The 19,537-nt window shown below is 65.1% G+C and carries 21 protein-coding genes; 8 read left to right on the forward strand and 13 right to left on the reverse strand.

Features of this window, described 5'->3' with window-relative positions:
- Positions 1-48 precede the first annotated feature (48 nt).
- Positions 49-810 (forward strand): SDR family oxidoreductase, encoded by a 762-nt coding sequence (locus tag FOY51_RS03775; protein WP_149428895.1) that lies wholly within the window; start codon positions 49-51, stop codon positions 808-810.
- Here the strand turns inward: FOY51_RS03775 and FOY51_RS03780 are convergent.
- The 3 genes from FOY51_RS03780 to FOY51_RS03790 are packed head-to-tail and all read right to left on the reverse strand — an operon-like array spanning position 807 to position 3,153.
- Entirely contained in the window at positions 807-1,337 is a 531-nt protein-coding gene (locus FOY51_RS03780) for a PH domain-containing protein (protein ID WP_149428896.1), read from the reverse strand. The two genes, FOY51_RS03775 and FOY51_RS03780, sit on opposite strands and share 4 nt — an antisense overlap.
- Positions 1,334-2,134, reverse strand: a complete 801-nt coding sequence (locus FOY51_RS03785; RefSeq protein WP_149428897.1) for a family 1 encapsulin nanocompartment shell protein — start codon at positions 2,132-2,134, stop codon at positions 1,334-1,336. Before FOY51_RS03785 ends, FOY51_RS03780 begins: the two co-directional genes overlap by 4 nt.
- Positions 2,131-3,153, reverse strand: coding sequence for a Dyp-type peroxidase (locus FOY51_RS03790; RefSeq protein WP_149428898.1), 1,023 nt, complete (start codon positions 3,151-3,153; stop codon positions 2,131-2,133). The genes FOY51_RS03785 and FOY51_RS03790 overlap by 4 nt, the downstream gene beginning before the upstream one ends.
- A gap of 85 nt (positions 3,154-3,238) precedes the next feature.
- Here FOY51_RS03790 and FOY51_RS03795 point away from each other — a divergent pair, with 85 nt between their 5' ends.
- Positions 3,239-4,279 (forward strand): LLM class F420-dependent oxidoreductase, encoded by a 1,041-nt coding sequence (locus FOY51_RS03795; RefSeq protein ID WP_149428899.1) that lies wholly within the window; start codon positions 3,239-3,241, stop codon positions 4,277-4,279.
- Here the strand turns inward: FOY51_RS03795 and FOY51_RS03800 are convergent, their stop codons facing one another.
- The 4 genes from FOY51_RS03800 to FOY51_RS03815 all read right to left on the reverse strand — a co-directional run bounded on the left by FOY51_RS03800 (position 4,280) and on the right by FOY51_RS03815 (position 6,868).
- Entirely contained in the window at positions 4,280-4,609 is a 330-nt protein-coding gene (locus tag FOY51_RS03800) for a cupin domain-containing protein (RefSeq protein WP_149428900.1), read from the reverse strand.
- 26 nt (positions 4,610-4,635) lie between these two features.
- Entirely contained in the window at positions 4,636-5,118 is a 483-nt protein-coding gene (locus tag FOY51_RS03805) for a dihydrofolate reductase (protein ID WP_290367873.1), read from the reverse strand.
- 14 nt (positions 5,119-5,132) lie between these two features.
- Positions 5,133-5,933: a thymidylate synthase gene (locus FOY51_RS03810; protein WP_149428902.1), complete on the reverse strand. Its 801-nt coding sequence runs from the start codon at positions 5,931-5,933 to the stop codon at positions 5,133-5,135.
- Between the two features lie 62 nt (positions 5,934-5,995).
- On the reverse strand, positions 5,996-6,868 hold the full coding sequence (locus FOY51_RS03815; protein ID WP_149428903.1) for a type IV toxin-antitoxin system AbiEi family antitoxin domain-containing protein: 873 nt from the start codon (positions 6,866-6,868) through the stop codon (positions 5,996-5,998).
- A 112-nt stretch (positions 6,869-6,980) separates the two neighbouring features.
- Here FOY51_RS03815 and cobF point away from each other — a divergent pair, with 112 nt between their 5' ends.
- The 4 genes from cobF to FOY51_RS03835 all read left to right on the forward strand — a co-directional run bounded on the left by cobF (position 6,981) and on the right by FOY51_RS03835 (position 10,184).
- On the forward strand, positions 6,981-7,721 hold the full coding sequence (gene cobF / locus FOY51_RS03820) for a precorrin-6A synthase (deacetylating) (RefSeq protein WP_149428904.1): 741 nt from the start codon (positions 6,981-6,983) through the stop codon (positions 7,719-7,721).
- 9 nt (positions 7,722-7,730) lie between these two features.
- Positions 7,731-8,600, forward strand: a complete 870-nt coding sequence (locus FOY51_RS03825) for a DNA-formamidopyrimidine glycosylase family protein (RefSeq protein WP_149428905.1) — start codon at positions 7,731-7,733, stop codon at positions 8,598-8,600.
- Between the two features lie 175 nt (positions 8,601-8,775).
- The gene (locus FOY51_RS03830) at positions 8,776-9,486 is read left to right on the forward strand and encodes an LppP/LprE family lipoprotein (RefSeq protein WP_149428906.1); all 711 of its coding nucleotides are present in this window, start codon (positions 8,776-8,778) and stop codon (positions 9,484-9,486) included.
- Between the two features lie 23 nt (positions 9,487-9,509).
- Complete coding sequence (locus tag FOY51_RS03835) at positions 9,510-10,184, forward strand: LppP/LprE family lipoprotein (RefSeq protein ID WP_187776171.1); 675 nt, start codon at positions 9,510-9,512, stop codon at positions 10,182-10,184.
- Here the strand turns inward: FOY51_RS03835 and FOY51_RS03840 are convergent, their stop codons facing one another.
- The 4 genes from FOY51_RS03840 to pdxR are packed head-to-tail and all read right to left on the reverse strand — an operon-like array spanning position 10,185 to position 16,085.
- Positions 10,185-11,654 carry a carboxylesterase/lipase family protein gene (locus FOY51_RS03840; RefSeq protein WP_149428908.1) on the reverse strand — a complete coding sequence of 490 codons (1,470 nt, stop codon included), beginning with the start codon at positions 11,652-11,654 and terminating at the stop codon, positions 10,185-10,187.
- Complete coding sequence (locus FOY51_RS03845; protein WP_149428909.1) at positions 11,651-13,204, reverse strand: carboxylesterase/lipase family protein; 1,554 nt, start codon at positions 13,202-13,204, stop codon at positions 11,651-11,653. The genes FOY51_RS03840 and FOY51_RS03845 overlap by 4 nt, the downstream gene beginning before the upstream one ends.
- 19 nt (positions 13,205-13,223) lie before the next feature.
- A complete protein-coding gene (locus FOY51_RS03850; RefSeq protein WP_149428910.1) occupies positions 13,224-14,681 on the reverse strand; it encodes a dihydrolipoyl dehydrogenase family protein in 1,458 nt (485 codons plus the stop codon).
- Between the two features lie 33 nt (positions 14,682-14,714).
- Complete coding sequence (pdxR, locus tag FOY51_RS03855; RefSeq protein ID WP_149428911.1) at positions 14,715-16,085, reverse strand: MocR-like pyridoxine biosynthesis transcription factor PdxR; 1,371 nt, start codon at positions 16,083-16,085, stop codon at positions 14,715-14,717.
- A gap of 70 nt (positions 16,086-16,155) precedes the next feature.
- Here pdxR and FOY51_RS03860 point away from each other — a divergent pair, with 70 nt between their 5' ends.
- Positions 16,156-16,866 (forward strand): pyridoxamine 5'-phosphate oxidase family protein, encoded by a 711-nt coding sequence (locus tag FOY51_RS03860; protein ID WP_353961352.1) that lies wholly within the window; start codon positions 16,156-16,158, stop codon positions 16,864-16,866.
- Here FOY51_RS03860 and FOY51_RS03865 read toward each other — a convergent pair.
- Both FOY51_RS03865 and FOY51_RS03870 read right to left on the reverse strand, forming a co-directional pair.
- Positions 16,847-18,073 carry a hypothetical protein gene (locus FOY51_RS03865; RefSeq protein ID WP_149428912.1) on the reverse strand — a complete coding sequence of 409 codons (1,227 nt, stop codon included), beginning with the start codon at positions 18,071-18,073 and terminating at the stop codon, positions 16,847-16,849. The genes FOY51_RS03860 and FOY51_RS03865 overlap by 20 nt on opposite strands.
- The gene (locus FOY51_RS03870; protein ID WP_149428913.1) at positions 18,070-18,831 is read right to left on the reverse strand and encodes a crotonase/enoyl-CoA hydratase family protein; all 762 of its coding nucleotides are present in this window, start codon (positions 18,829-18,831) and stop codon (positions 18,070-18,072) included. The genes FOY51_RS03865 and FOY51_RS03870 overlap by 4 nt, the downstream gene beginning before the upstream one ends.
- 48 nt (positions 18,832-18,879) lie before the next feature.
- Between FOY51_RS03870 and FOY51_RS03875 the strand changes: the two genes are divergently transcribed.
- Positions 18,880-19,509 carry a TetR/AcrR family transcriptional regulator gene (locus FOY51_RS03875; protein ID WP_442862199.1) on the forward strand — a complete coding sequence of 210 codons (630 nt, stop codon included), beginning with the start codon at positions 18,880-18,882 and terminating at the stop codon, positions 19,507-19,509.
- Positions 19,510-19,537 lie beyond the last annotated feature (28 nt).

Here is a 19,537-nt window from a genome sequence, read left to right on the forward strand (position 1 = left end):
CTGTCGGTTCTGGGCGTGTCAGCGCCCTTACGGCTGCGGAGGTATCGGGTGAGCAAGACGGTTCGGCGCAACGTTCTGATCACCGGCGCCAGTTCGGGTCTCGGTGAGGGTATGGCCCGACTGTTCGCCGCCGACGGTCGCAACCTCGCACTGTGCGCGCGGCGCGGCGACAACTTGGAATCGATCGCCGCCGAACTGCGCAGTGAGTATCCCGAGATCACCGTCGTGGTGCGGCAATTGGACGTCAACGATCACGACGCCGTCTTCCGGGTCTTCGACGAATGTGACGCCGAGCTGGGCGGGTTGGATCGCATCGTCGCGAACGCCGGCCTCGGCAAGGGACAGCCCATCGGTACCGGACACTTCCACGCCAACAAGCAAACGGCCGAGACCAATTTCATCGGCCTGCTCGCGCAATGCGAGGCAGCGATGGGAATCTTTCTGCGCCGCAACGCAGGCCATCTGGTGGTCGTGTCCTCGATGAGCGCGATGCGTGGAATGAAGGGCAACGTCACGACGTACGCCGCATCCAAGGCCGCTGCGGCGCATCTCGCAGAAGGTATTCGACTGTCGGTGGCAGACAAGCCGATTGCCGTGACCACACTCTTTCCCGGCTACATCGAATCCGAGATGACGGCACAGGCCAAGGGCAAGCAGCCGATGTTGACCGACGCGGCGCAAGGCCACAGAGCCATGGTGGACGCCATCGAAGGCGAGCCGGACAACGCGTGCGTTCCGTGGTGGCCGTGGACGCCGATGTCGTTGTTGATGCAGGTGTCGCCGTTGGCGCTGCTGAAGCGGTTGTCCTAGTAGATCTTCGGCTCCACTTGCCAATGGGTCCGCAGGGCCTCGGTGATCGGGGCAGGCACCGACACGGGTACCTCCTTGACGGACAGCAGTAGGTAGAGCTCCTTGAGCTGCTCGCGTTTACGCATGTCGTACGGGTTGGTGACGGCGCCGACGACCGGTGGGAGCGCGACCAGCATCACTTCGTCGGATCTGGCGGCGGCCCCCTTCAGTGCGAGGGTCAGGCACCAGCGCCCTGCCTCCGGGTAGTCGGTGAAGCGGGCTCCGCGAACTCGCTCCCAGCCGATCGACCTGCTGCTCCACGGTTTACGGATCGCAATTCCGGAATCGTCGAGCAGCACGGCGTCACGCGCGAAGAGCCACGCACCGACCCCGACGCCGACGATCGCGCCGACCAGCAACCCGGTGAAGAACCGCCCACCGCCGAACGCCACCACGACGGCAGTCCCCACCACTGCACCCGCGAGTAGGGCGCCGAGGACGTACAGCGCTGCGCGGGGAATGGTGACCGCGCCCGCTCGTACCGTCACGAAAGCTCGAGGGCCACCGCTGCCTCGGCGGTATAGACCAGGAAGGTCAGCGACTCCTGGAAGTAAAGTTGCACGTTCTCGGCGTCGTGCGAGAGGTAACCGATCGAAAGATCCTGGCCCAGTTGCAGATCGAAGTCACCTCCGCGCGTGGTGAGCACGTACGCACCGGTGATCGCGGGTGCCCAGATGATGTCGCCCTCGATCAGCCGCTTGATGTGTTCGCGGATAGGGTAGCCGTGATCGGAGGTCTCGCTGACCTCGGTGTATTCCTCGGCGCTGAGCAGCACCGAGTACGGTCCGTCCACGCCCGCGAGGCGAAGTGCGCTGAGCGCCTGGGTGATTGCCTCGGGTACCAGCTTGGGATCCGACGGCAGCGGTACCGGTTTATTCGACGAGCCCGCCTTTATGCCGTCGATGTCGGCTGCCTTGTAGCCTTCGAAGATCGCGCGGTCCTCTGCGAACGCCATCTGCTTGGCGGCGTCCTTCACGGGGTCGAGATCGGCGTCCTGAGCACCCCGCTCGATGTTGTCGAGTTCGTTGCGGGACAACGTGAACGGAACACGCAACTCCACCAATGGCGCTACCGCTCGGCGTCGAGCCTGGACGCCGTCGGCCGGTGGCACCACCTCGGTGGTGTGGCCGAGGCCGACCGCGTCGAAATCCGAACCGTGCGGACCGGATACGTCGACGACGCGTCGACCGGCGATGTGCCGCTTGAAGGTTCGAGAGGCCTCTTCCTCGATCGCTGCCCACGCCGAATCGGTGATCGGCGCGAGTTCTCTGTGCAGATTGCTCATTGCTTGGTGCTCCTTTTCAGACTGCCGATTCCGAGTGATCCGTCGGATGCGCGAGGTGTTTCCGGTGGCGGTGCCGCTGACGATGTTTCGCCGGGTGGTGGTGGCAGGTCGTCGAGAAACTCGACCGTCGGCGCGAAGAACAGGGTTCCGGTCCGGGCGACGGAGAAGTCCAGGATGCGATCGTGGTGGGCGGTCCCGTCGCCGAGGAACATCCGCTCCAGCATGCGTTCGGTGACGGTCGGCGTCGACGAGTAGCCGATGAAGTAGGTGCCGAACACGCCGTCCTTGACGTTGCCGAACGGCATGTTCTGCCTGGTGATCTGCCGTTCGGTGCCATCCGGATCGACGATCGTGGTCAGCGCTACATGTGAGTCGACAGGTTTCGTTTCGTCGCTCAGCTCGATGTCGTCGAGCTTGGTCCGTCCGATCACGCGCTCTTGCTGCTCGGTCGATTGCGACTTCCAATCGGCCATCGTGTGCACGTACTTCTGCACGATCACGTAACTGCCACCGGCGAACGCGGCGTCGTCCTCGCCCACCAGAGTGGCTGGCGGTGCCGCATAGCCGACCGGGTTCTCGGTGCCGTCGACGAATCCCAGCAGATCGCGCTGCTCGAAGTAGCGAAATCCGTTGGTGTCGTCGACAACCGTTGCCGCACCTGCGAGTCGTTCGGTGATCTTCGTCGCCACCTCGAAGCACACGTCGAGTGCGTTGGCACGGATATGGAACAGCACGTCGCCGGGAGTGGCCGGGGCGTGGTGCCTACCGCCGTCGAGGGCGCGGAATTCGTGGAGTTCGGCCGGTCGTGGGCCGGAGAACAGTCGATCCCATGCCGCCGAACCGATGCTGGTCACGCACACCAATCCGGATGCGGGAACGCGGAATCCGATGGAGCGCACGAGGCCGGAGACGTCTTCGAGTACGTCTCGTACGACCGCATCACCGCCGTCGTCGATCGTCACGATCAAGAAGATCGCCGCTGGGGTGAGCGGGGTGAGAATCGGCTGCGGTTCGCCCATTGCTCGAGCCTATCGCCCGGTTGGTGTCGCCCGGTGCCGGTGCGGCTAGTTTGAAAGGGATCGGGAAGAAACGGAAGGACGACCAATGCGCATCGGACTTGGAATCAATTACGCGGGTGGGTTCGCCGAAGCGGCGGCGGAGGTCGCCGACCTCGAGCGGGCGGGCCTCGATGTGGTGTTCGTGCCCGAGGCCTACTCCTACGACGCGGTCAGCGCACTCGGCTTCTTGGCCGCGAAGACATCGACCATCGGGCTGGCGTCCGGCATTCTGCAGATCTACACCCGCACGCCGTCGTTGACGGCCATGACAGCCGCCGGACTGGACTTCGTCTCCGACGGTCGATTCACGCTGGGGCTCGGTGCGTCCGGGCCGCATGTGATCGAGGGATTTCACGGTGTCCCGTACGACGCCCCGATCGGTCGGACCCGGGAGATCGTCGAGATCTGTCGCACGGTGTGGCGTCGCGAGAAGCTCGAGTACCAGGGCCGCTACTACCAGATCCCGCTGCCTGCCGAGCAGGGCACCGGCCTGGGCAAGCCGTTGAAGCTGATCAATCATCCTGTGCGCGAGAACATCCCGATTCTCATTGCCGCACTGGGGCCGAAGAACGTCGAACTCGCGGCTGAGGTTGCGCAGGGTTGGCAGCCCATCTTCTTCTACCCGGAGAAAGCCTCCGACATCTGGGGCGATGCGCTGGCCGAGGGCAAGTCGAAGCGGGACCCCGCACTGGGCGAACTCGACGTGTACGCCGGGCCTGCCCTCGCTATCGGCGACGATGTCGAGCCGCTGCTGCAGTTCGTGAAGCCGCATCTCGCGCTCTACATCGGTGGCATGGGCGCACGGGGCAAGAACTTCTATCACACCCTAGCCACGCGTTACGGCTATGGCGCAGAGGCGGATCGGATTCAGGAGCTCTACCTCGCGGGCAAGAAGGACGAGGCCGCGACCGTGGTGCCGGACGATCTGGCGCGTGCCGTTTCGCTGATCGGACCCGCAGGCTTCGTGAAGGAGCGAGTCGCAGCGTTCGCCGAAGCGGGAGTCACAGTGTTGAACGTGTTGCCGATGGGTGCCGACGCGGGCGCGCGGGTTCGGCTGATCGAGCAGCTGCGGGGATTGGTCGACTGACTACTTGGTGGCGACTGTCAGCAGGAACGCCACGTCTTCAAGGGCCTCGACGCTGTGTCGTGCATTCGGTACCACCAGCAGGTCGCCGGTGGAGCCTTTCCATTTGTTCTCACCACTGACCAACTGCAGCTTTCCGCTGAGAATCAGCAGCGTCGACTCGCCGTAGTTGTCGTGCTCGGAGAGGCTCTGACCGGCGCTGAGTCCGACAACGGTCTGCCGAAGACTGCGCGAGTGGCCGCCATAGATTGTCTGCGAGCTGCGGCCGCTCGTGGCCGAGGAAGCAAGCTTGAGTTGCTGACGAGCGACAGCGGTCAACGATTTCTTGTCCACGCTTCGAGTATGCCCCGTGCGGCGGTCTAGCGTTGTCGATTTTCGCGGTCGTATCGGCGGAACCGGTAGCGGGTGCATTGGTGCGTCGACACCTGCCAGTCGCCGTCGTCGGTCAGCGTCCAGTCGTCGGTGATGGTGGGTGCGAGGCTCTGGCCGCCGACGTCGAGGTCCACCTCGGTCACGATCAACCGATCGGCAAAAGGCATTGCCGCACGGTAGATTTCGCTGCCGCCGATCACCCAGAGGTCCGCTGTGTGCTGGAGTGCGTCCTGGAGTGTCGCAGCGCGTTCGGCACCGTCGGCGCTCCAATCCTGTTGGCGCGTCACCACGATGTTGCGTCGGCCAGGAAGCGGACGAAAACGCTCCGGCAGCGAGTCCCACGTCTTGCGACCCATCACCACCGGATGCCGCATCGTCACGGCTTTGAAGTGCGCCGTGTCTTCGGGCACGCGCCAAGGAATCGTGTTGTCCTGGCCGATCACGCCTGCGGGCGTCTGTGCCCAGATCATGCCGATCACGAACGTCAGACCGCCACCGGTGCCTTGATGGCCGGATGATGCTGGTAATCCACGATTTCGACGTCGTCGAAGGAGTAGTCGAACAGCGATTCGGCCTTACGAAGCTTCAACGTAGGGAACGGGTGCGGGTCGCGGCTGAGCTGTTCGGCGACCTGCTCGACGTGGTTGTCGTAGATGTGGCAGTCGCCGCCGGTCCAGATGAAGTCGCCCAACTCCAGCCCGGTCTGCTGCGCAACCATGTGCGTCAGCAGCGCGTAGCTTGCGATGTTGAACGGGACGCCGAGGAACAGGTCGGCGCTGCGCTGATACAGCTGGCACGACAGTTTGCCGTCGGCGACGTAGAACTGGAAGAACGCGTGGCACGGGGCGAGTGCCATCGACGGAATATCGGCAACGTTCCACGCGGAGACGATGATTCGACGCGAATCGGGATTGCTGCGCAGCGTGTCGAGCACCTGCGTGATCTGGTCGATGTGCTCGCCGCTCGGCGTCGGCCACGAGCGCCACTGCACGCCGTAGACCGGACCGAGCTCACCGTTCTCGTCGGCCCACTCGTCCCAGATGGTGACCCCGTTGTCCTGCAACCACTTGACGTTCGACTCGCCGCGCAGGAACCACAGCAGTTCGAACACGATGGATCGCAGATGCACCTTCTTGGTGGTGATCAGCGGAAAGCCCTCGGCCAAGTCGTACCGGAGCTGATGTCCGAACACGCTCCGCGTTCCGGTACCGGTGCGATCGGCCTTCACAGCCCCGCCCTCGCGCACCTGTCGGAGCAGATCCTCGTACTGGGTATCGGTTGCCACGGGAGTCAGCTTAGTCGGCCGCCGCTTGTGAAGGATTTTGCTCGGTATCCGATCAGAATCCTTCACTGACGGCTCAGCGCAGCGCGGATTTGGTCGAGGACGGCAGTAGGTGAGTCGTGCAATTGATGCCAGGTGAATCGGAGTACGCGCCAGCCGGCGTTGACCAGGGTGTTCTGGCGGATGCGATCACTATTGAATCGGTCGACCCGGTGGTGCCACGCCCAGCCGTCGACTTCGATCGCAACCCTGTGGGCGATGAACGCCACGTCTATTTCGTAGCCGCAGCTGCGCACATGGGCCGCCCAGCCTGTCAGCCTGCCTCGGCGCAGCAACCGATGCAGCAGGCGCTCGGCTTCCGATGCCCCACCTTCTCCAGCCGCCGTGAGCAGCCGCGTCGCAGCAGCGCTGCCCCGACGACCGATATTGCGTTCGTGGGTGGCTTGCAGGATGGGAAGGCTTGTGTGGCGCTGCAAGGCCCTGTCCATCAGCGCTGCTCCCTGCGGCAGCACGACGGCTGCTTCGAGAACCGTGAGCGGCAGGTCGGTCACCTGAAGTCCGCGATGAGACGCGAGATCGGACCAATGGAGGTCGCGCCGTCGAATTCGGACTCCAGCCGGCCGGGCGATCGATCGGCGCAGCGGAATCGTGACCCACAGTTCACGCGGTGGCCGATCGATCAATCCGTGCCACCACGCCGCGCTCGGTCCGCATGCCGCCGCACCCTCACCCGCGGCGAGCACTGCGGCGCGCAGATCGACTCCGCCGGTCTGAGCGTGGTCGCAACGGAGGTAGACACCCGAGCGGAGGCGACGCCAGTCACCGCCCGATACTCGCCGTTGTACCGCCGCGTTCGTCATCCCCGCTCGGAGGGCTTGTTCGACACTGATCACGCCGTCCTGGCGGGCCATGATGCGGTGGATCTCGCGCGGCGTCATGACTTGTTGGACGTGCTGGCGCGGGCCCTGGTTCCCCTTCGCGATAGTGAAGGAATTTGATCGGAATGCGAGCAAGATCCTTCACAAACAGGTGGGAGATAGGCTGCCCCGCATGCGCAAGCTCTTCGTGATCGGTATCGGTGCCGGTGATCCCGACCAGATCACGGTGCAGGCGATCAAGGCGATGAATCAGGTGGACGTGTACTTCGTGATCGGGAAAGGCGCGGAGAAGCAGGAGTTGGTCGACCTGCGGACCGCCATTCTCGACGAGCACATGCGCAGACCGTATCGAATCGTCGAGGTGCCCGACCCGCCGCGCGATCGCACCCCCGACGACTACCAGGGCGTCGTCGACGACTGGCACGACCGCCGGGCGCAGGTCCTCCAAGAACTCTTCGCCGAGACCGACGGCGCCGGCGCGATCCTGGTCTGGGGTGATCCGTCGCTCTACGACAGCACCCTGCGCACCGTCGAGCGCGTGTTGGCGCGCGGCGAGCTGAGCTTCGACTACGACGTGATTCCAGGGATCACGAGTGTGCAGGCTTTGGCCGCGCAGCATCGGATCGTGCTCAATCGGATCGGGGAGCCGGTGCACATCACCACGGGACGGCAGCTGCGGGCAGAGCCCGTGCCCGATGCGCTTGTCATGCTCGACTCCGAGTGCAGCTTCACTGGCGTTGCGGGCAACGATGTCCACATCTGGTGGGGCGCTTACCTCGGCATGCCCGACGAGACGCTGATCGAAGGCCCGCTACGCGAGGTCGAGGCAGAGATCCAGCGGGTTCGCGCGGAGCTGCGTGGGCGCAAGGGCTGGATCATGGACACGTACCTCTTGCGCAGCGGCGGCGCGTAACCTGCTGATATGCCCGAGCTTCCCGAGGTAGCAGCCCTCGCGCAGTTCCTGAAGGAGCACGCCGTCGGTTCGGTGGTCGGCCGCGTCGACATCGCCGCGCTGAGCGTGCTCAAGACCTTCGACCCACCTGTGACGTCGTTGCAAGGGCGCGATGTGACCGACGTCGGGCGGTGGGGAAAGCACGTCGGCCTCAACTGCGACGGCACCTGGCTGATCACGCATCTGTCGCGCGCGGGGTGGTTGCGGTGGATCGACAATCCCAACCCTGCTCCACCCAAACCCGGTGGCAAGAGCCCACTTGCGTTGCGGGTGCATCTCTTCACCCCGGACGGCGACACCCCCGCCTTCGATCTGACCGAAGCCGGAACCAAGAAGCGGCTCGCTGTATGGGTAGTGCGTGATCCCAAGGAAATTGCGAGCATCGAGAAGCTGGGTCCCGACGCGCTCGCGGTCACCGAAATCGAGTTCGCGGCCATTCTGAAGAGCACGTCGCAACGCATCAAGACGGCTCTGACGGATCAGTGGCTGCTTGCCGGCATCGGCAACGCCTACTCCGACGAGATTCTGCACACCGCGAAGCTGTCACCGTTCGCATCGTCGAGTGCACTGACCGCAGACAAGGTGACCAACCTGTACGAGACGATGCGGACCGTGCTGCTCGACGCGGTTGCCCGCTCCGTCGGTCAGGATGCCGCACGACTCAAAGGCGAGAAGCGTTCCGGCATGCGCGTTCACGCTCGCACCGGTCTGCCATGCCCGGTGTGCGGCGACACGGTGCGAGAGGTGTCGTTCGCGGAGAAGTCGTTTCAGTACTGCGCTACCTGCCAAACCGGTGGCAAGGTGTTGGCGGACCGTCGCATGTCCCGCCTATTGAAGTGATTTCGTTACCTTTCTCGGTGTAACGCTCCCACGAACGCGCACGTCAGCGAATTGCGTTAAGCCTGAGGTCAATTCGTTACCTTGCGGACGTAACGGATATCCCGTCTCGATGCGAATCCCTAGTTGAGCGACGGCAATTGGCTGTCGCCCGGCGGTCGGGAGGACCGAGGGGATGATGAAAACACTTGTACGCGCAGGCATAGCTGCGGCTGCGGTTCTGGCATTGGCGACCGGATGCTCCGACGACGGCAGCGGGGGGGCGGCCGCGAGCAGCGCTGTCGCCGCGGTGAAGTCGCAGGTATCGGCTCCGGCTCCGGCCGATTCCCCGGCTGCGGCGCCCGCTGCACCCGCTCCAGAAGCCGCCGCGAACACGGACGAGGCGCCATCGGCACGCGACCCGGCACCGTCGACCGACGTGTCCAACGACGCGCCGTCGATCAGCACGGTCGCACCGGAGACGACGGCGACGGTGGAGCCCAAGCCCGTCGACGACCAGGGCGGGCCGTGCCTCGATCCCAATTCGGAAGCCGTGCAGACGGCGCTGAACAGCATCGGCGGGTTCGTTGCAGGCGCGGTCTCGGCTGGCTCTCAGCCGAACTGCCCGGACCTCGAGTTCGTGTCAGCAGAGACACGCGGGGGGACAGGCAGTTCGAGCGACAACATCCTGTTCTTCCACGCCGGCAACTTCATTCGGCCTGCGACTCCGCGCCCGACCGCGTTCACCGAGATTCTCGGTAGCGACAGCGATTCGGTGACGGTGAAGTACTCGTGGCTGGTCGGCGACGAACCGCTGTGCTGCCCGCAGGGCAGTGCCGTGATCAAGTTCATGTGGGACGGCAGGACTGTGGTGTCCGACAACCAGATTCCCGCAGAGGCGATGCCCTGACACCTATCACCCGAGGAGGGATGATGAATACTCTTGCACGCGTGACGGTAGGCGCAGTTGCGGTCCTGGCACTCGCGACCGGATGCTCCGATGACAACAGCATCGGCGCAACCGCGTCCAGCGCGATCGACTCGGTGACGGCGCAGTTGCCGACTCGGGCGTCGGAACAGCAAGCACCGGAACAGCAAGCGCCCCAGCAAGAAGCGTCGAGCGACGAACCGTCGACCGAGCAGGAGGTGACGCCGGTGAGCGAACCGGTCGATCCGCTGCCGTCGGACCAGGGCGATGCATGCCTGGATCCGAGTTCGGCCGTCGTGCAGAACGCACTCGCGAGCGTGGGCACCGCACCGCGCGGCGATGCGTTCGTCCCGGGACAGAGTTCGGTCGGTACCAAGCCGAATTGCCCTGAACTCGAATGGATCATGGCATCGACGCCGGGAGCGACGGGCAGTTCGCCGGAGAACTTGATGCTCTTCCACGACGGCAAGTTCGTTCAGCTCGGAACGCCCAAACCGTCCGCATTCGGGTACGTCACGGGCAGCACCGATGATTCGGTGACGGTGCACTATTCGTGGCTTGTCGGCGACGAGCCGAACTGCTGCCCGCAGGGCAACGCCGATGTGACGTTCACCTGGGACGGCTCAGGCGTGGTATCCGATATTCCGGTTCCTGACAAGGCCTGGAACTTCCACGAATAACTAGCGCCTGTGGTGGTAGCCGAGCCAGGCCTGCCGCCGATCACCCAGCGGATCGGATTCGACGCGAGAATGCTGATCGATGATCAGCGTCTCGCGTCGTTCCGTTGTATATGCGGGCCAAGAAGATTCGGGAACTCCGCGCTGTGCGAAGCTCAGCCAGTGCTCCTGCACCGTGTCGGTGACTGCCCGCAGCCCGGCTCGTCCGCCGAGAAGTGTTGCGGCACGACCGAGTAGATCGTCGACGGCGCCGAATACTGCGAGCAGTTCGGTGCCGTGCGTTGCATGAAATCCAGTGAGGTGCAACAGACGCGGCGCGTAGTCGTAGCGGTAGCAGTACGTCGGCGCATGTTCGGCATGACTCTGCGCGCACAGCACGGTCGGTTCCCAGAAGACGACGTCGCCGCCGAGATCTGCCGCCGCATGTTTCCCCGGGTAGTCGGGATAGGCTGCCAGCGCACGAGCCTTCACCCGTGGTTCCGTCTCGGCGAACATCAGCTCGATGCGATCGTGGTTGGTTGGAATGATGTTCAGAAAGCGCGGAAAGAACCGGCCCTCATGGGAATTGGTTCCGATGATCAGCGGAACCTGTGCGGCCGAGCCATTCGCGAACGCATCGAGCGGGTGCTGCGGTAGGTAGTCGCCATCGACGACGGGTGCGGTTGCGCGCAGTCCAGGCTGCTCGTCGGCCCACCGCGTGGTGAGGTCGTGCGTCACGTCCACCAAGCGCTGCGCCGGCACCGACGCCAAGACGTCGGCCGCGTCCGATCCGGTCGCGCCGATTGCCTCGGCAACGTCTGCCGCCCAGCCCTGCGAGCGTTTGGCGCTGTATACCGAAGCCACGGGCGGGCTTTCGGCTATTCCACGGGCGAAGAGACCGGCGGCGGCAGGTGTGCACATCAGCGTCGTGACTGCGTTGCCACCGGAGGACTCGCCGAAGATCGTGACGTTGGTCGGATCGCCGCCGAACGCCGCGATGTTGTCGTGCACCCACTGCAGGGCGGCAACCTGATCTCGCAAACCCAGGTTCGATTGGAACCCGTCGGAGAACTCGGTGAAGTCGATGTAGCCGAGCGCGCCGAGGCGGTAGTTGATGGAGACGAAGACGACGTTGCCGCGTCGAACGAGGTGGTCGCCGCGATAGAGCGGATCCGACGAAGATCCGCTGACGTACGCGCCACCGTGGATGTACACCATGACCGGACGCGGACCGGATTCCTGTTCCGGTGCAAGAACGTTGAGTGTCAGACAGTCTTCGCTGTTGTTCTTGCCGCGCTTCTGGGATGCGCGTGATCCGAATCGCGTGGCATCGCGACTACCCGACCACGCCGCAGCCGGCTGCGGCGCGCGGAACCGTGCCGATCCGATCGGCGGTGCGGCATAGGGGATTCCGCGCCAGGCCCGCAGGCCGTCGGACCGGACGCCGTGCAGGGTGCCGCTACGTGTCGTGACGTCGATCGGACCGTCGTTCACGCTACGGAGTTGGTGGTCGCGGCGATCGTTGCCGGATCGGCGTCGTATTGGCCGACGGCGCTTTGCCAGGCGAGTCGCCGATCGGCGTTCACATCCGATACGACGCGCGAGGTGGCGTCGATGACCAGCGTCCGACGCAATTCGGTGGTGTACGCCGGCCATGACGTCAGTGGCGCACCGTATTTCGCGAAGCTGAGCCAGTGCCCCTGCATCGTTTCGGTCGCCGCACGCAGACCTCGCCGACCGCCCAGTGCCGTGAGCGACCGGCCGAACGCAGTATTGCCGAACCCGAACACCGCGAACATCTCGGTTGCGTGTGCGGCCCCCAAACCGATCCGATTCAGCAGCCTGGGTGCGAAATCGTACCGGTAGTTGTAGGTCGGCGCATGCGCACTGTGCGCGTCGCACACTGCCAACGTGGGGCGCAGGAACAGGTAGTCGCCGCCGATTCGGATGGCATCGTCCACCGCCGGGTAGCCGGGGTACGCGGCAACGATTCGTTCCTTGACGCCGGGTTCCGGATTGGTCTGCTTCAACAGCAGGTCGACGCGTTCAGGGTTGGTAGGTAGCACGTCGAGATACTTCGCCCACAACGTGCCTTCGTCGTGATTGGATCCGCAAATCAGCGGAACAGCGGTGGCGTTGCCGTTGGCGTATGCGGAAATCGGCGACTCCGGAAGGAAATCGCCATCCACGACGGGAACCATGGCAAGCATGCCCGGCCGTTCTTTCAGACACAGGTTCGCGACGCGGTTGCCTGCGCGCCGGAAGTCCTGTGCGTCCACCGACGCCAATGCGTTCGCGGGGTCATCGGTAACGCCGAGGATGGCGACGAATTCTCGAGCCCAGTGGGCCGCCTCCTCGCGACTGATTGCCCAATCAGCGGGTGAACTCTGCGCAATTGCCCTCTGGAACAGACCCTTTGCGGCAGGGGTGGCAAGGAGCGTTGTAACGGCGGCACCGCCCGCGGACTCGCCCATGATCGTCACGTTGTCCGGGTCGCCGCCGAACGCGGAGATGTTGTGCTGCACCCAGTCCAGCGCCGCGACCTGATCACGCAGGCCGAGGTTGGAGTCGAATTGCCGCTCCGGCGTGGAGAATTGAGTGAAGTCCAGATAGCCCAGAGCGCCGAGGCGGTAGTTGACGGAGACGTAGACGATGTCGCCGCGCCGGACCAGGCCGACACCCGAATACAGTTCCAGCGCAGACGTTCCGAAGGTGTAGCCGCCGCCGTGGATGAAGACGAGTACCGGACGCGGCGCGGCGCTCGGCTCACGCGGAGCCACCACGTTGAGAGTCAGGCAATCTTCGTCGGTCGGTTGGTAGACGCGTGGACGCAGAAACGCGCCTTTGCGGCCCTGAACGGACGCATTCGCATACTGCGTCGCATCACGGACGCCCGTCCACTTCGCTACTGGCTGTGGTGCACGCAAGCGTAAATCGCCCACCGGGGGAGCGGCGTACGGAATGGCACGCCAGCGGACCACATCGCGTTCGACGCGCCCACGAACTGTGCCTGCTGCCGTCTGTACCTCTGTCTGCGCTGACATCTCTAGATCTTATCCACGCTTACGACTTGCTGGTTCGATGCGCTTCCAGTAGGCGCAGCCAGACCTCGCTGACCGTGGGATACGACGGAACCGCGTGCCACAACGTGTCGAGCGGCACCGCTCCCACCACGGCGACGGTGCCCGCATGGATCAACTCGCCGACACCGGGGCCGACAAAGGTGGCGCCGAGGAGGGTGTCGGTCGCCTTGTCGATCACCAACTTGGCGCGGCCGGCGTAGTCGTCGCGTGCCAACGACGATCCGGCGACCGCGATGTCGAGTTCGACCGTCGCGACGTCGTACCCGTCGGTTTCGGCGGTGCGCTGGGTGCGTCCTACCCACGCCACTTCGGGTGCGGTGAACACGACCTGCGGGACCTGCCCGTGATCGGCGGTCGCCGAGTATCGCGGCGCGTCCACCGACCCGCCGGTCGCTCGCGCCGCGATCACATCGCCCGCGACCCGCGCCTGGTATTTGCCCATGTGCGTCAGCGGGGCGCGTCCGTTGATGTCGCCGACCGCGTAGAGCCAATCGCCGGACACGCCGAGGGCGGTCAGCTGATCGTCGGTCTCGATCGACTTACCTGGCTCGAGGCCGACCGTGTCGAGACCGAGATCCGCGCTGGCCGGTCGACGCCCGGCAGCAACCACGATCTCGTCGGCGGTCAGAGTTTCGCCGTCGACGGTCGATGTGACTGCGCCGCCGTGCACGTGTCCTTCGCCGGTGTCCTTGGTATCGGGCCGCTCGACACGAGTCAAGCTGGCGCCGAACATGATTCGCGCGCCTTGCGCGCGGAGTGCCTCTGCAACTCGTTCGCCCGCGAATGGCTCCGCCGATTCCAACAGCGACTGACCGCGCACCACCATTGTCAGTTCGTCGACCCCGAGTTGCAGTAGCCAGGTGGCGCTTTCGACCGCAACGACGCCACCACCGACCACGACGACGCGGCGCGGCACCTCGTGCAGATTCGTCACGTCGCGAGACGTCCACGGGAGCGCGCTACGTAGTCCGTCGGTGTCCGGCACCGATGCTGTTGTGCCCGTGGCGAGTATCACGGCGAGCCTGGCTCGAAGGGTCCGAGTTCCGTCGGTGCCAGTCACCTCGACCGTCCGTTCGCCTGCGATTCGACCGTGGCCGCGAACCACGTCGATCTTGTTCTCACGCGCCCACTTCACCTGCGACGAATCGTCGTGTTTGTGGGTGAACTTGTCGCGCCGGGCGAGGACGGCGGCGGCATCCAATCGACTCTGGCCGACGATCTCCTTGACACCGGGCAGGTTGCGCGCGTTGTCGAGTAGATGTCCCGGTCCGAGGAGGGCCTTGCTCGGCATGCACGCCCAATACGAGCATTCGCCGCCGACCAGCTCGTGCTCGACGATCACCGCCGTCCGATCGCTGTCTGCGATTGCGTAACCCGCGGCATTTTCGCCCGCCGGTCCGCCACCGATGACGACTATGTCGTACTCGTCGAGTGCCATGTCGCCACGGTACGCACGTCCGGGCAACCAAGCCTACGTACGGGATCGAACCAGCGCCGCCACCGGCGGCATCGCCGACGCGAGCTCGATGCTCGAGCATGCCGTGTATCCCAGTGCGATTCCGTGGCGATAGGGCGGACTGCTGTGAAAGTGCCGAGCGAGTCCGTCCAGACTCAAACCTAGGTCGGCGCCGCGCTCGACGACGTCGTCCTCCGCTGTCGCCGATGGCAACGGAATCACCACGTGCGCGCCGGCGTCGTCGCCGATCACCGAGATCGACGCCGCACGCAACGCATCGACCACCGTTGCTCTCCGCACGGCAACCTGGCGTCTGATCCGACGCAGATGTCGCGCCAGATCACCGCCGCGGGCGAACTCGGCGAGGATCGCCTGTCCGGCGATCGCGGGCCCGGTTCCTGTCCGGCTGCGATGCGCCAGCACAGCGTCGATCACCTCCGCGGGCGCCGCCAGCCAACCGACTCCCAGTGTGGGCGTGAGGATTTTGCTTGTGGTCCCAAGATGGGCCACCACATCCGGCCCGAGTGCGGCGAGGAGCGGCAAAGGTGCGGAGTCGTAGCGCAATTCGCTGTCGTAGTCGTCTTCGATGATCAGCCACCCGTCGCGTCGGGCTCGCTCTATCAGCGCGACTCGACGACCTGCAGGCATTCGTGCGCCCATCGGAAACTGATGCGCGGGGGTGCAAAACACCGCGCGCACGCCGTCCGGTATGGCGTCGATGCACAGCCCGTCGCCGTCGACCGGCACCGGAAGTACCCGCATTCCGGCAGCCGTCAATGCGCCGACCGCTCGGCCGTACCCCGGGTTCTCCACCGCCACCAGATCGCCCGGTGCGAGCACCGCCATCGCTAATTCGCCTGTGGCCGAGCTTGTTCCGGCCGAAGCCAGCACGGAGTCACCGGCGACAAGACCACGATGACGCAGCAGATGTTCGGCAACGGCAGCGCGGTATTCGGGGATGCCTCCGCGCTGCGGCCTGCGCTCCGGTGGTCGATCCGCCGCTGCGCGCCACGCTCGCCGCCATGCCGCCGGATCGATGGCGTCGATCGAGGGGGTGCGGGCAACGAGGTCGATGCGTTCGGGCAGCGCGGGATCGGATCGCGCGACATCGAATCCGGACAGGACGCGAGCGGGGGCCGCGGTGACGTACGTTCCCGAGCCATGTCTGCCCGCGATCCACCCTTCGGAGTGAAGCTGATCGTAGGCGGCAGCCGTCACCGTGCGGCTCACGCCGAGCCGGGTTGCGAGGGCACGTGACGATGGCAATCGATCACCGGTGCGCACACCGCCGTGAGTAGCGGCGTCGCGAAGAGCGCGTGCGACCTGCACCGCCAGCGGAATCGGCGAGGTTCGGTCGATGACGACGGGGAGTTCGTCGGCGCTCATGAAAGTGGCCTCTCGACATTCATGGAGAGTGGCCATTTTCTAAGACCACTTCGTCGATCAGGCTATACCTGTGAACACTCGTATCTCGCCAACCGCTCCTTCGCCAACACCGCTTTCATCAACACCGCTTTCATCAACACCGCGCAGCACAATCAAGCGCGGCAAGGATCGCGCCCAGTCGGACCGATCTGCGCTGTATGCCGTCCTCGATGCCGGACTCGTGTGCAACCTTGCCGTGGTGATCGACGGAGCACCTGTCGTGTTGCCGACCGCGTATGGGCGGGTCGACGACACCCTGTATCTGCACGGCTCGACAGGCGCTCTGAGCCTGCGGACGGCGAGTACCGACGAGGTGTCGGTCTCCGTCACACTGCTCGACGGAGTTGTATACGCGCGGTCCGTCTTTCACTTCTCGATGAACTATCGATCTGCCGTCGTCCACGGTCGGCCTCGGGTGGTCACCACCGACGAGGAGCGCACGATCGGACTCCGCGCAGTCGTGGAGCACCTCGCACCCGGCTCGTGGGACTACGCGCGCGAACCGAATGCCAAAGAGCTGGCCAAAACCAGCGTCGTCGCACTCGACCTCGCCGAGGCCGCGGTCAAGGTTCGCGGCGGCGATCCAGTGGACGAGCCGGACGACGTTGTCGCAGGCGGGGTTTGGGCTGGTGTGTTACCGCTGCGGCAGAGCTGGGGCGAACCGGTGGCCGCCGCCGATCTCGACGCCCTCGATGTGCCAGATCACCTGCGCAGTCGGCAGGTCACCACTCCTGGGCGGTGAGTCCCCACGTGTCGAGTTCGCGGTGGGCCAGATCGGCCAGTGCGTGGTCGGATCCGATGTGCGACGGGTCCAGACCGATCAGCGCCAGCGTGTAGCGCTCGCCATTGCGGCACAGGTAGCCGGAGAGCCGAGTGCGGAGCCGGCTCAGGTGCGTCGGCGTCAAGCCGGGGTGCACCGCACGGGCGGCAACACCGGTGGCGCGATGCGGTCCGAGCGCATCGAGGGACGGCGGGACGGTTCCGATGTTGGAGCACAGCACATCTCGCTCGCCCGACCCGCGCGCCATCAGGTAGGCGAGTCGATCCGGAACGACATGAAGCAGCTCGTCGGGGATTCCTGGTGGTGCGGACATCGGCTGCAGGTACGCCCGGCGGGCGTGGGATCGAATGTCTGCGAGCGAGTCGTCGGGGCCTACCGACACCTCGGACATCGTCATGGCGTTGCCGATCTCGGCGGTCGAGCGTGTGTCGATCGGGATCGCGACGCTCACGTCGGCATCGGCGGCTACCGCTCCGCTGCGGCGCAAGGTCCCGGTGATGATCGCGACGAAGAGGCTGTTCGACGATCCGCTGTGCAGTGCTGCGGTGGAATCCCACTGTGCTGCAGGAATATCGAGGATCGTGCTGGAAACACGTGCGCTCGGTTCGTGCCGATCCGGTACCGGTTCTCGGCGCGGTAGCGAGCGTGGTCGCAACCGAGCTGCGACGATCGACCACGTCCGCGCGGCGTCTACCCAATCCGAGACGTGGTCGAGCGCCTCGTTCGGTTCCTGATCCGTCAGCGCCTGATCGACAGCGAGAATCAGCCCGCGCGCATCGGTCAACACGTGCGAGCACACGATCGACACCACCGAGCCGCCGTCGGGCAGTCGGGCAGCCGACAATCGCCAGCCTGGTCCACGACTCGGATCGAGATTCGACGTCTGCGCATCTGCCCACTCGACTATGCCCCCGGCGGTGTCGAGATAGGTCAGCGGATACGACTCGCTCTCCAGTCGCCACCGCGGTCGCGCGCCGGGTATCGACGAGCGAATCACCCTACGGCCCAACGGGCCTGCCGCAAGGTGCTCGTGCACGGAGCGGAGCAGGTCCGCGTCGACGTGCTCGGCGAATCGCCAGAGTCCTTGCATCGCAATCGGTGTGCCCAGGCCACGATGCGAGCGTAGGAACATCTCATCGACGACGGAGAGTCGATGCTCAGCGGTCACGCAGGCGAACCGTGCCTGCCCGCACCCTCTGCGAAGCGCCGGGCGCCGTCGAGCGCGCCGCTGGCGAGAGCGACCATGCCGTGGCGGAATTCGCCGCGCATCGCCTCGTCGTGGGGACGGCCGTCCTGCTCGAGCAGCGACAGCCGGTCGCTCTGCAGACATGCTTGCGGTAACGCCGCAATCTCCGCGGCGAGCGCTTCGGCGGCGCGCCGGGCATCGCCCGCAGGCACCACGCGATTGACAAGGCCGATCGAGAGTGCCTCGTCGGCGTCGACAGATCGGCCCGTGAGAACCAGGTCCATCGCGCGGCTGGTGCCGATCAGGCGTGGCAGCCGTACCGTGCCGCCGTCGATCAGGGGTACGCCCCAGCGCCGACAGAAGACGCCGAAGACGGCGTCCTGTTCTGCCACCCGCAGATCGCACCAGAGTGCGAGCTCCAGACCGCCTGCGACGGCATATCCGGAGACTGCGGCGATCACCGGCTTCGACAGCGTCATTCGGGTCGGGCCGAGCGGACCGTCGCCCTCTTCGGTGAGCTGAATCGATGCCGGTGTGCCCAGAGCCTTCAGATCCGCACCGGCACAGAATGTTCCGCCATCGCCCCACAGCACAGCGATCGACGAATCGGGATCGTCCTCGAATTCACGGAACGCGTCTGCGAGTGCGGCGGACGTAGGACCGTCGATCGCATTGCGAGATTCCGGACGAGACATGATCACGGTGGTCACCGCTCCGACGCGGTCGATTCGTACGGTCATTTCCGAAAACCTACGCTGTTCGGCTCTCTTGCGTGAAGGACTGAATCAATGCTTCACTTTTTTGTGCCGTATCGACGAACATCGGCAATTCAGGAACGGCTGGACGCCAAACAGTCGGCGATTCTTCGTGCCGCCACGACGCTGCTGGCCGAGCGCGGCTATCAAGGATTGTCGATGGCGTCCGTCGCCGCCGCAGCCGGGATCGCGACCGGATCGGTCTACAGCCATTTCGCGGACAAGTCGGCGTTGGTCACAGCGATCTTTCGCGTTGCCGTCGATCGAGAACTGACTGCCGTGACCGACGCGGCAAGCCAGTCCGCAACGCAGGCCGAGCGCGTGACGGCGATCGTCGAGACCTTTGCCGGGCGCGCGATGAAGAACCCGAAGTTGGCCTACGCGTTGCTGGCTGAACCTGTGGACGCCGAAGTGGAGGCCGAGCGGCTGATCTTTCGACGGACGTTCGCAGAGATATTCGAGGGTGCGATTGCCGGTGGAATTGCGGCGGGCAGGATCGTTCCGCAAGATCCACGCGTGACGGCCGCGGCGTTGGTCGGCGCGATCGCCGAGGTGCTGATCGGCCCGCTCTCGGCACGGCCCTACAGCGATTCGGTGATTCCGGAACTCGTCGCCTTCACGCTGCGATCACTGGGAGTCGCCGGTGTCGATCCGCAGCGATAGCGTGTGCACAACAGTGCAATTCGGGCGT

It is taken from the genome of Antrihabitans cavernicola (assembly GCF_008297975.1).
Lineage (GTDB): Bacteria > Actinomycetota > Actinomycetes > Mycobacteriales > Mycobacteriaceae > Antrihabitans > Antrihabitans cavernicola.

Excerpts from the sequence above, each read along its gene's own strand:
- pdxR (WP_149428911.1), bottom strand. The coding sequence starts at position 16,085 with ATGAGCGCCGACGAACTCCCCGTCGTCATCGACCGAACCTCGCCGATT.
- FOY51_RS03830 (WP_149428906.1), top strand. The coding sequence starts at position 8,776 with ATGAAAACACTTGTACGCGCAGGCATAGCTGCGGCTGCGGTTCTGGCA.
- FOY51_RS03875 (WP_442862199.1), top strand. The coding sequence starts at position 18,880 with ATGCTTCACTTTTTTGTGCCGTATCGACGAACATCGGCAATTCAGGAA.
- FOY51_RS03870 (WP_149428913.1), bottom strand. The coding sequence starts at position 18,831 with ATGACCGTACGAATCGACCGCGTCGGAGCGGTGACCACCGTGATCATG.
- FOY51_RS03790 (WP_149428898.1), bottom strand. The coding sequence starts at position 3,153 with ATGGGCGAACCGCAGCCGATTCTCACCCCGCTCACCCCAGCGGCGATC.
- FOY51_RS03815 (WP_149428903.1), bottom strand. The coding sequence starts at position 6,868 with ATGACGCCGCGCGAGATCCACCGCATCATGGCCCGCCAGGACGGCGTG.
- FOY51_RS03785 (WP_149428897.1), bottom strand. The coding sequence starts at position 2,134 with ATGAGCAATCTGCACAGAGAACTCGCGCCGATCACCGATTCGGCGTGG.
- FOY51_RS03845 (WP_149428909.1), bottom strand. The coding sequence starts at position 13,204 with ATGTCAGCGCAGACAGAGGTACAGACGGCAGCAGGCACAGTTCGTGGG.
- cobF (WP_149428904.1), top strand. The coding sequence starts at position 6,981 with ATGCGCAAGCTCTTCGTGATCGGTATCGGTGCCGGTGATCCCGACCAG.
- FOY51_RS03805 (WP_290367873.1), bottom strand. The coding sequence starts at position 5,118 with ATGATCTGGGCACAGACGCCCGCAGGCGTGATCGGCCAGGACAACACG.
- FOY51_RS03850 (WP_149428910.1), bottom strand. The coding sequence starts at position 14,681 with ATGGCACTCGACGAGTACGACATAGTCGTCATCGGTGGCGGACCGGCG.
- FOY51_RS03835 (WP_187776171.1), top strand. The coding sequence starts at position 9,510 with ATGAATACTCTTGCACGCGTGACGGTAGGCGCAGTTGCGGTCCTGGCA.
- FOY51_RS03795 (WP_149428899.1), top strand. The coding sequence starts at position 3,239 with ATGCGCATCGGACTTGGAATCAATTACGCGGGTGGGTTCGCCGAAGCG.
- FOY51_RS03825 (WP_149428905.1), top strand. The coding sequence starts at position 7,731 with ATGCCCGAGCTTCCCGAGGTAGCAGCCCTCGCGCAGTTCCTGAAGGAG.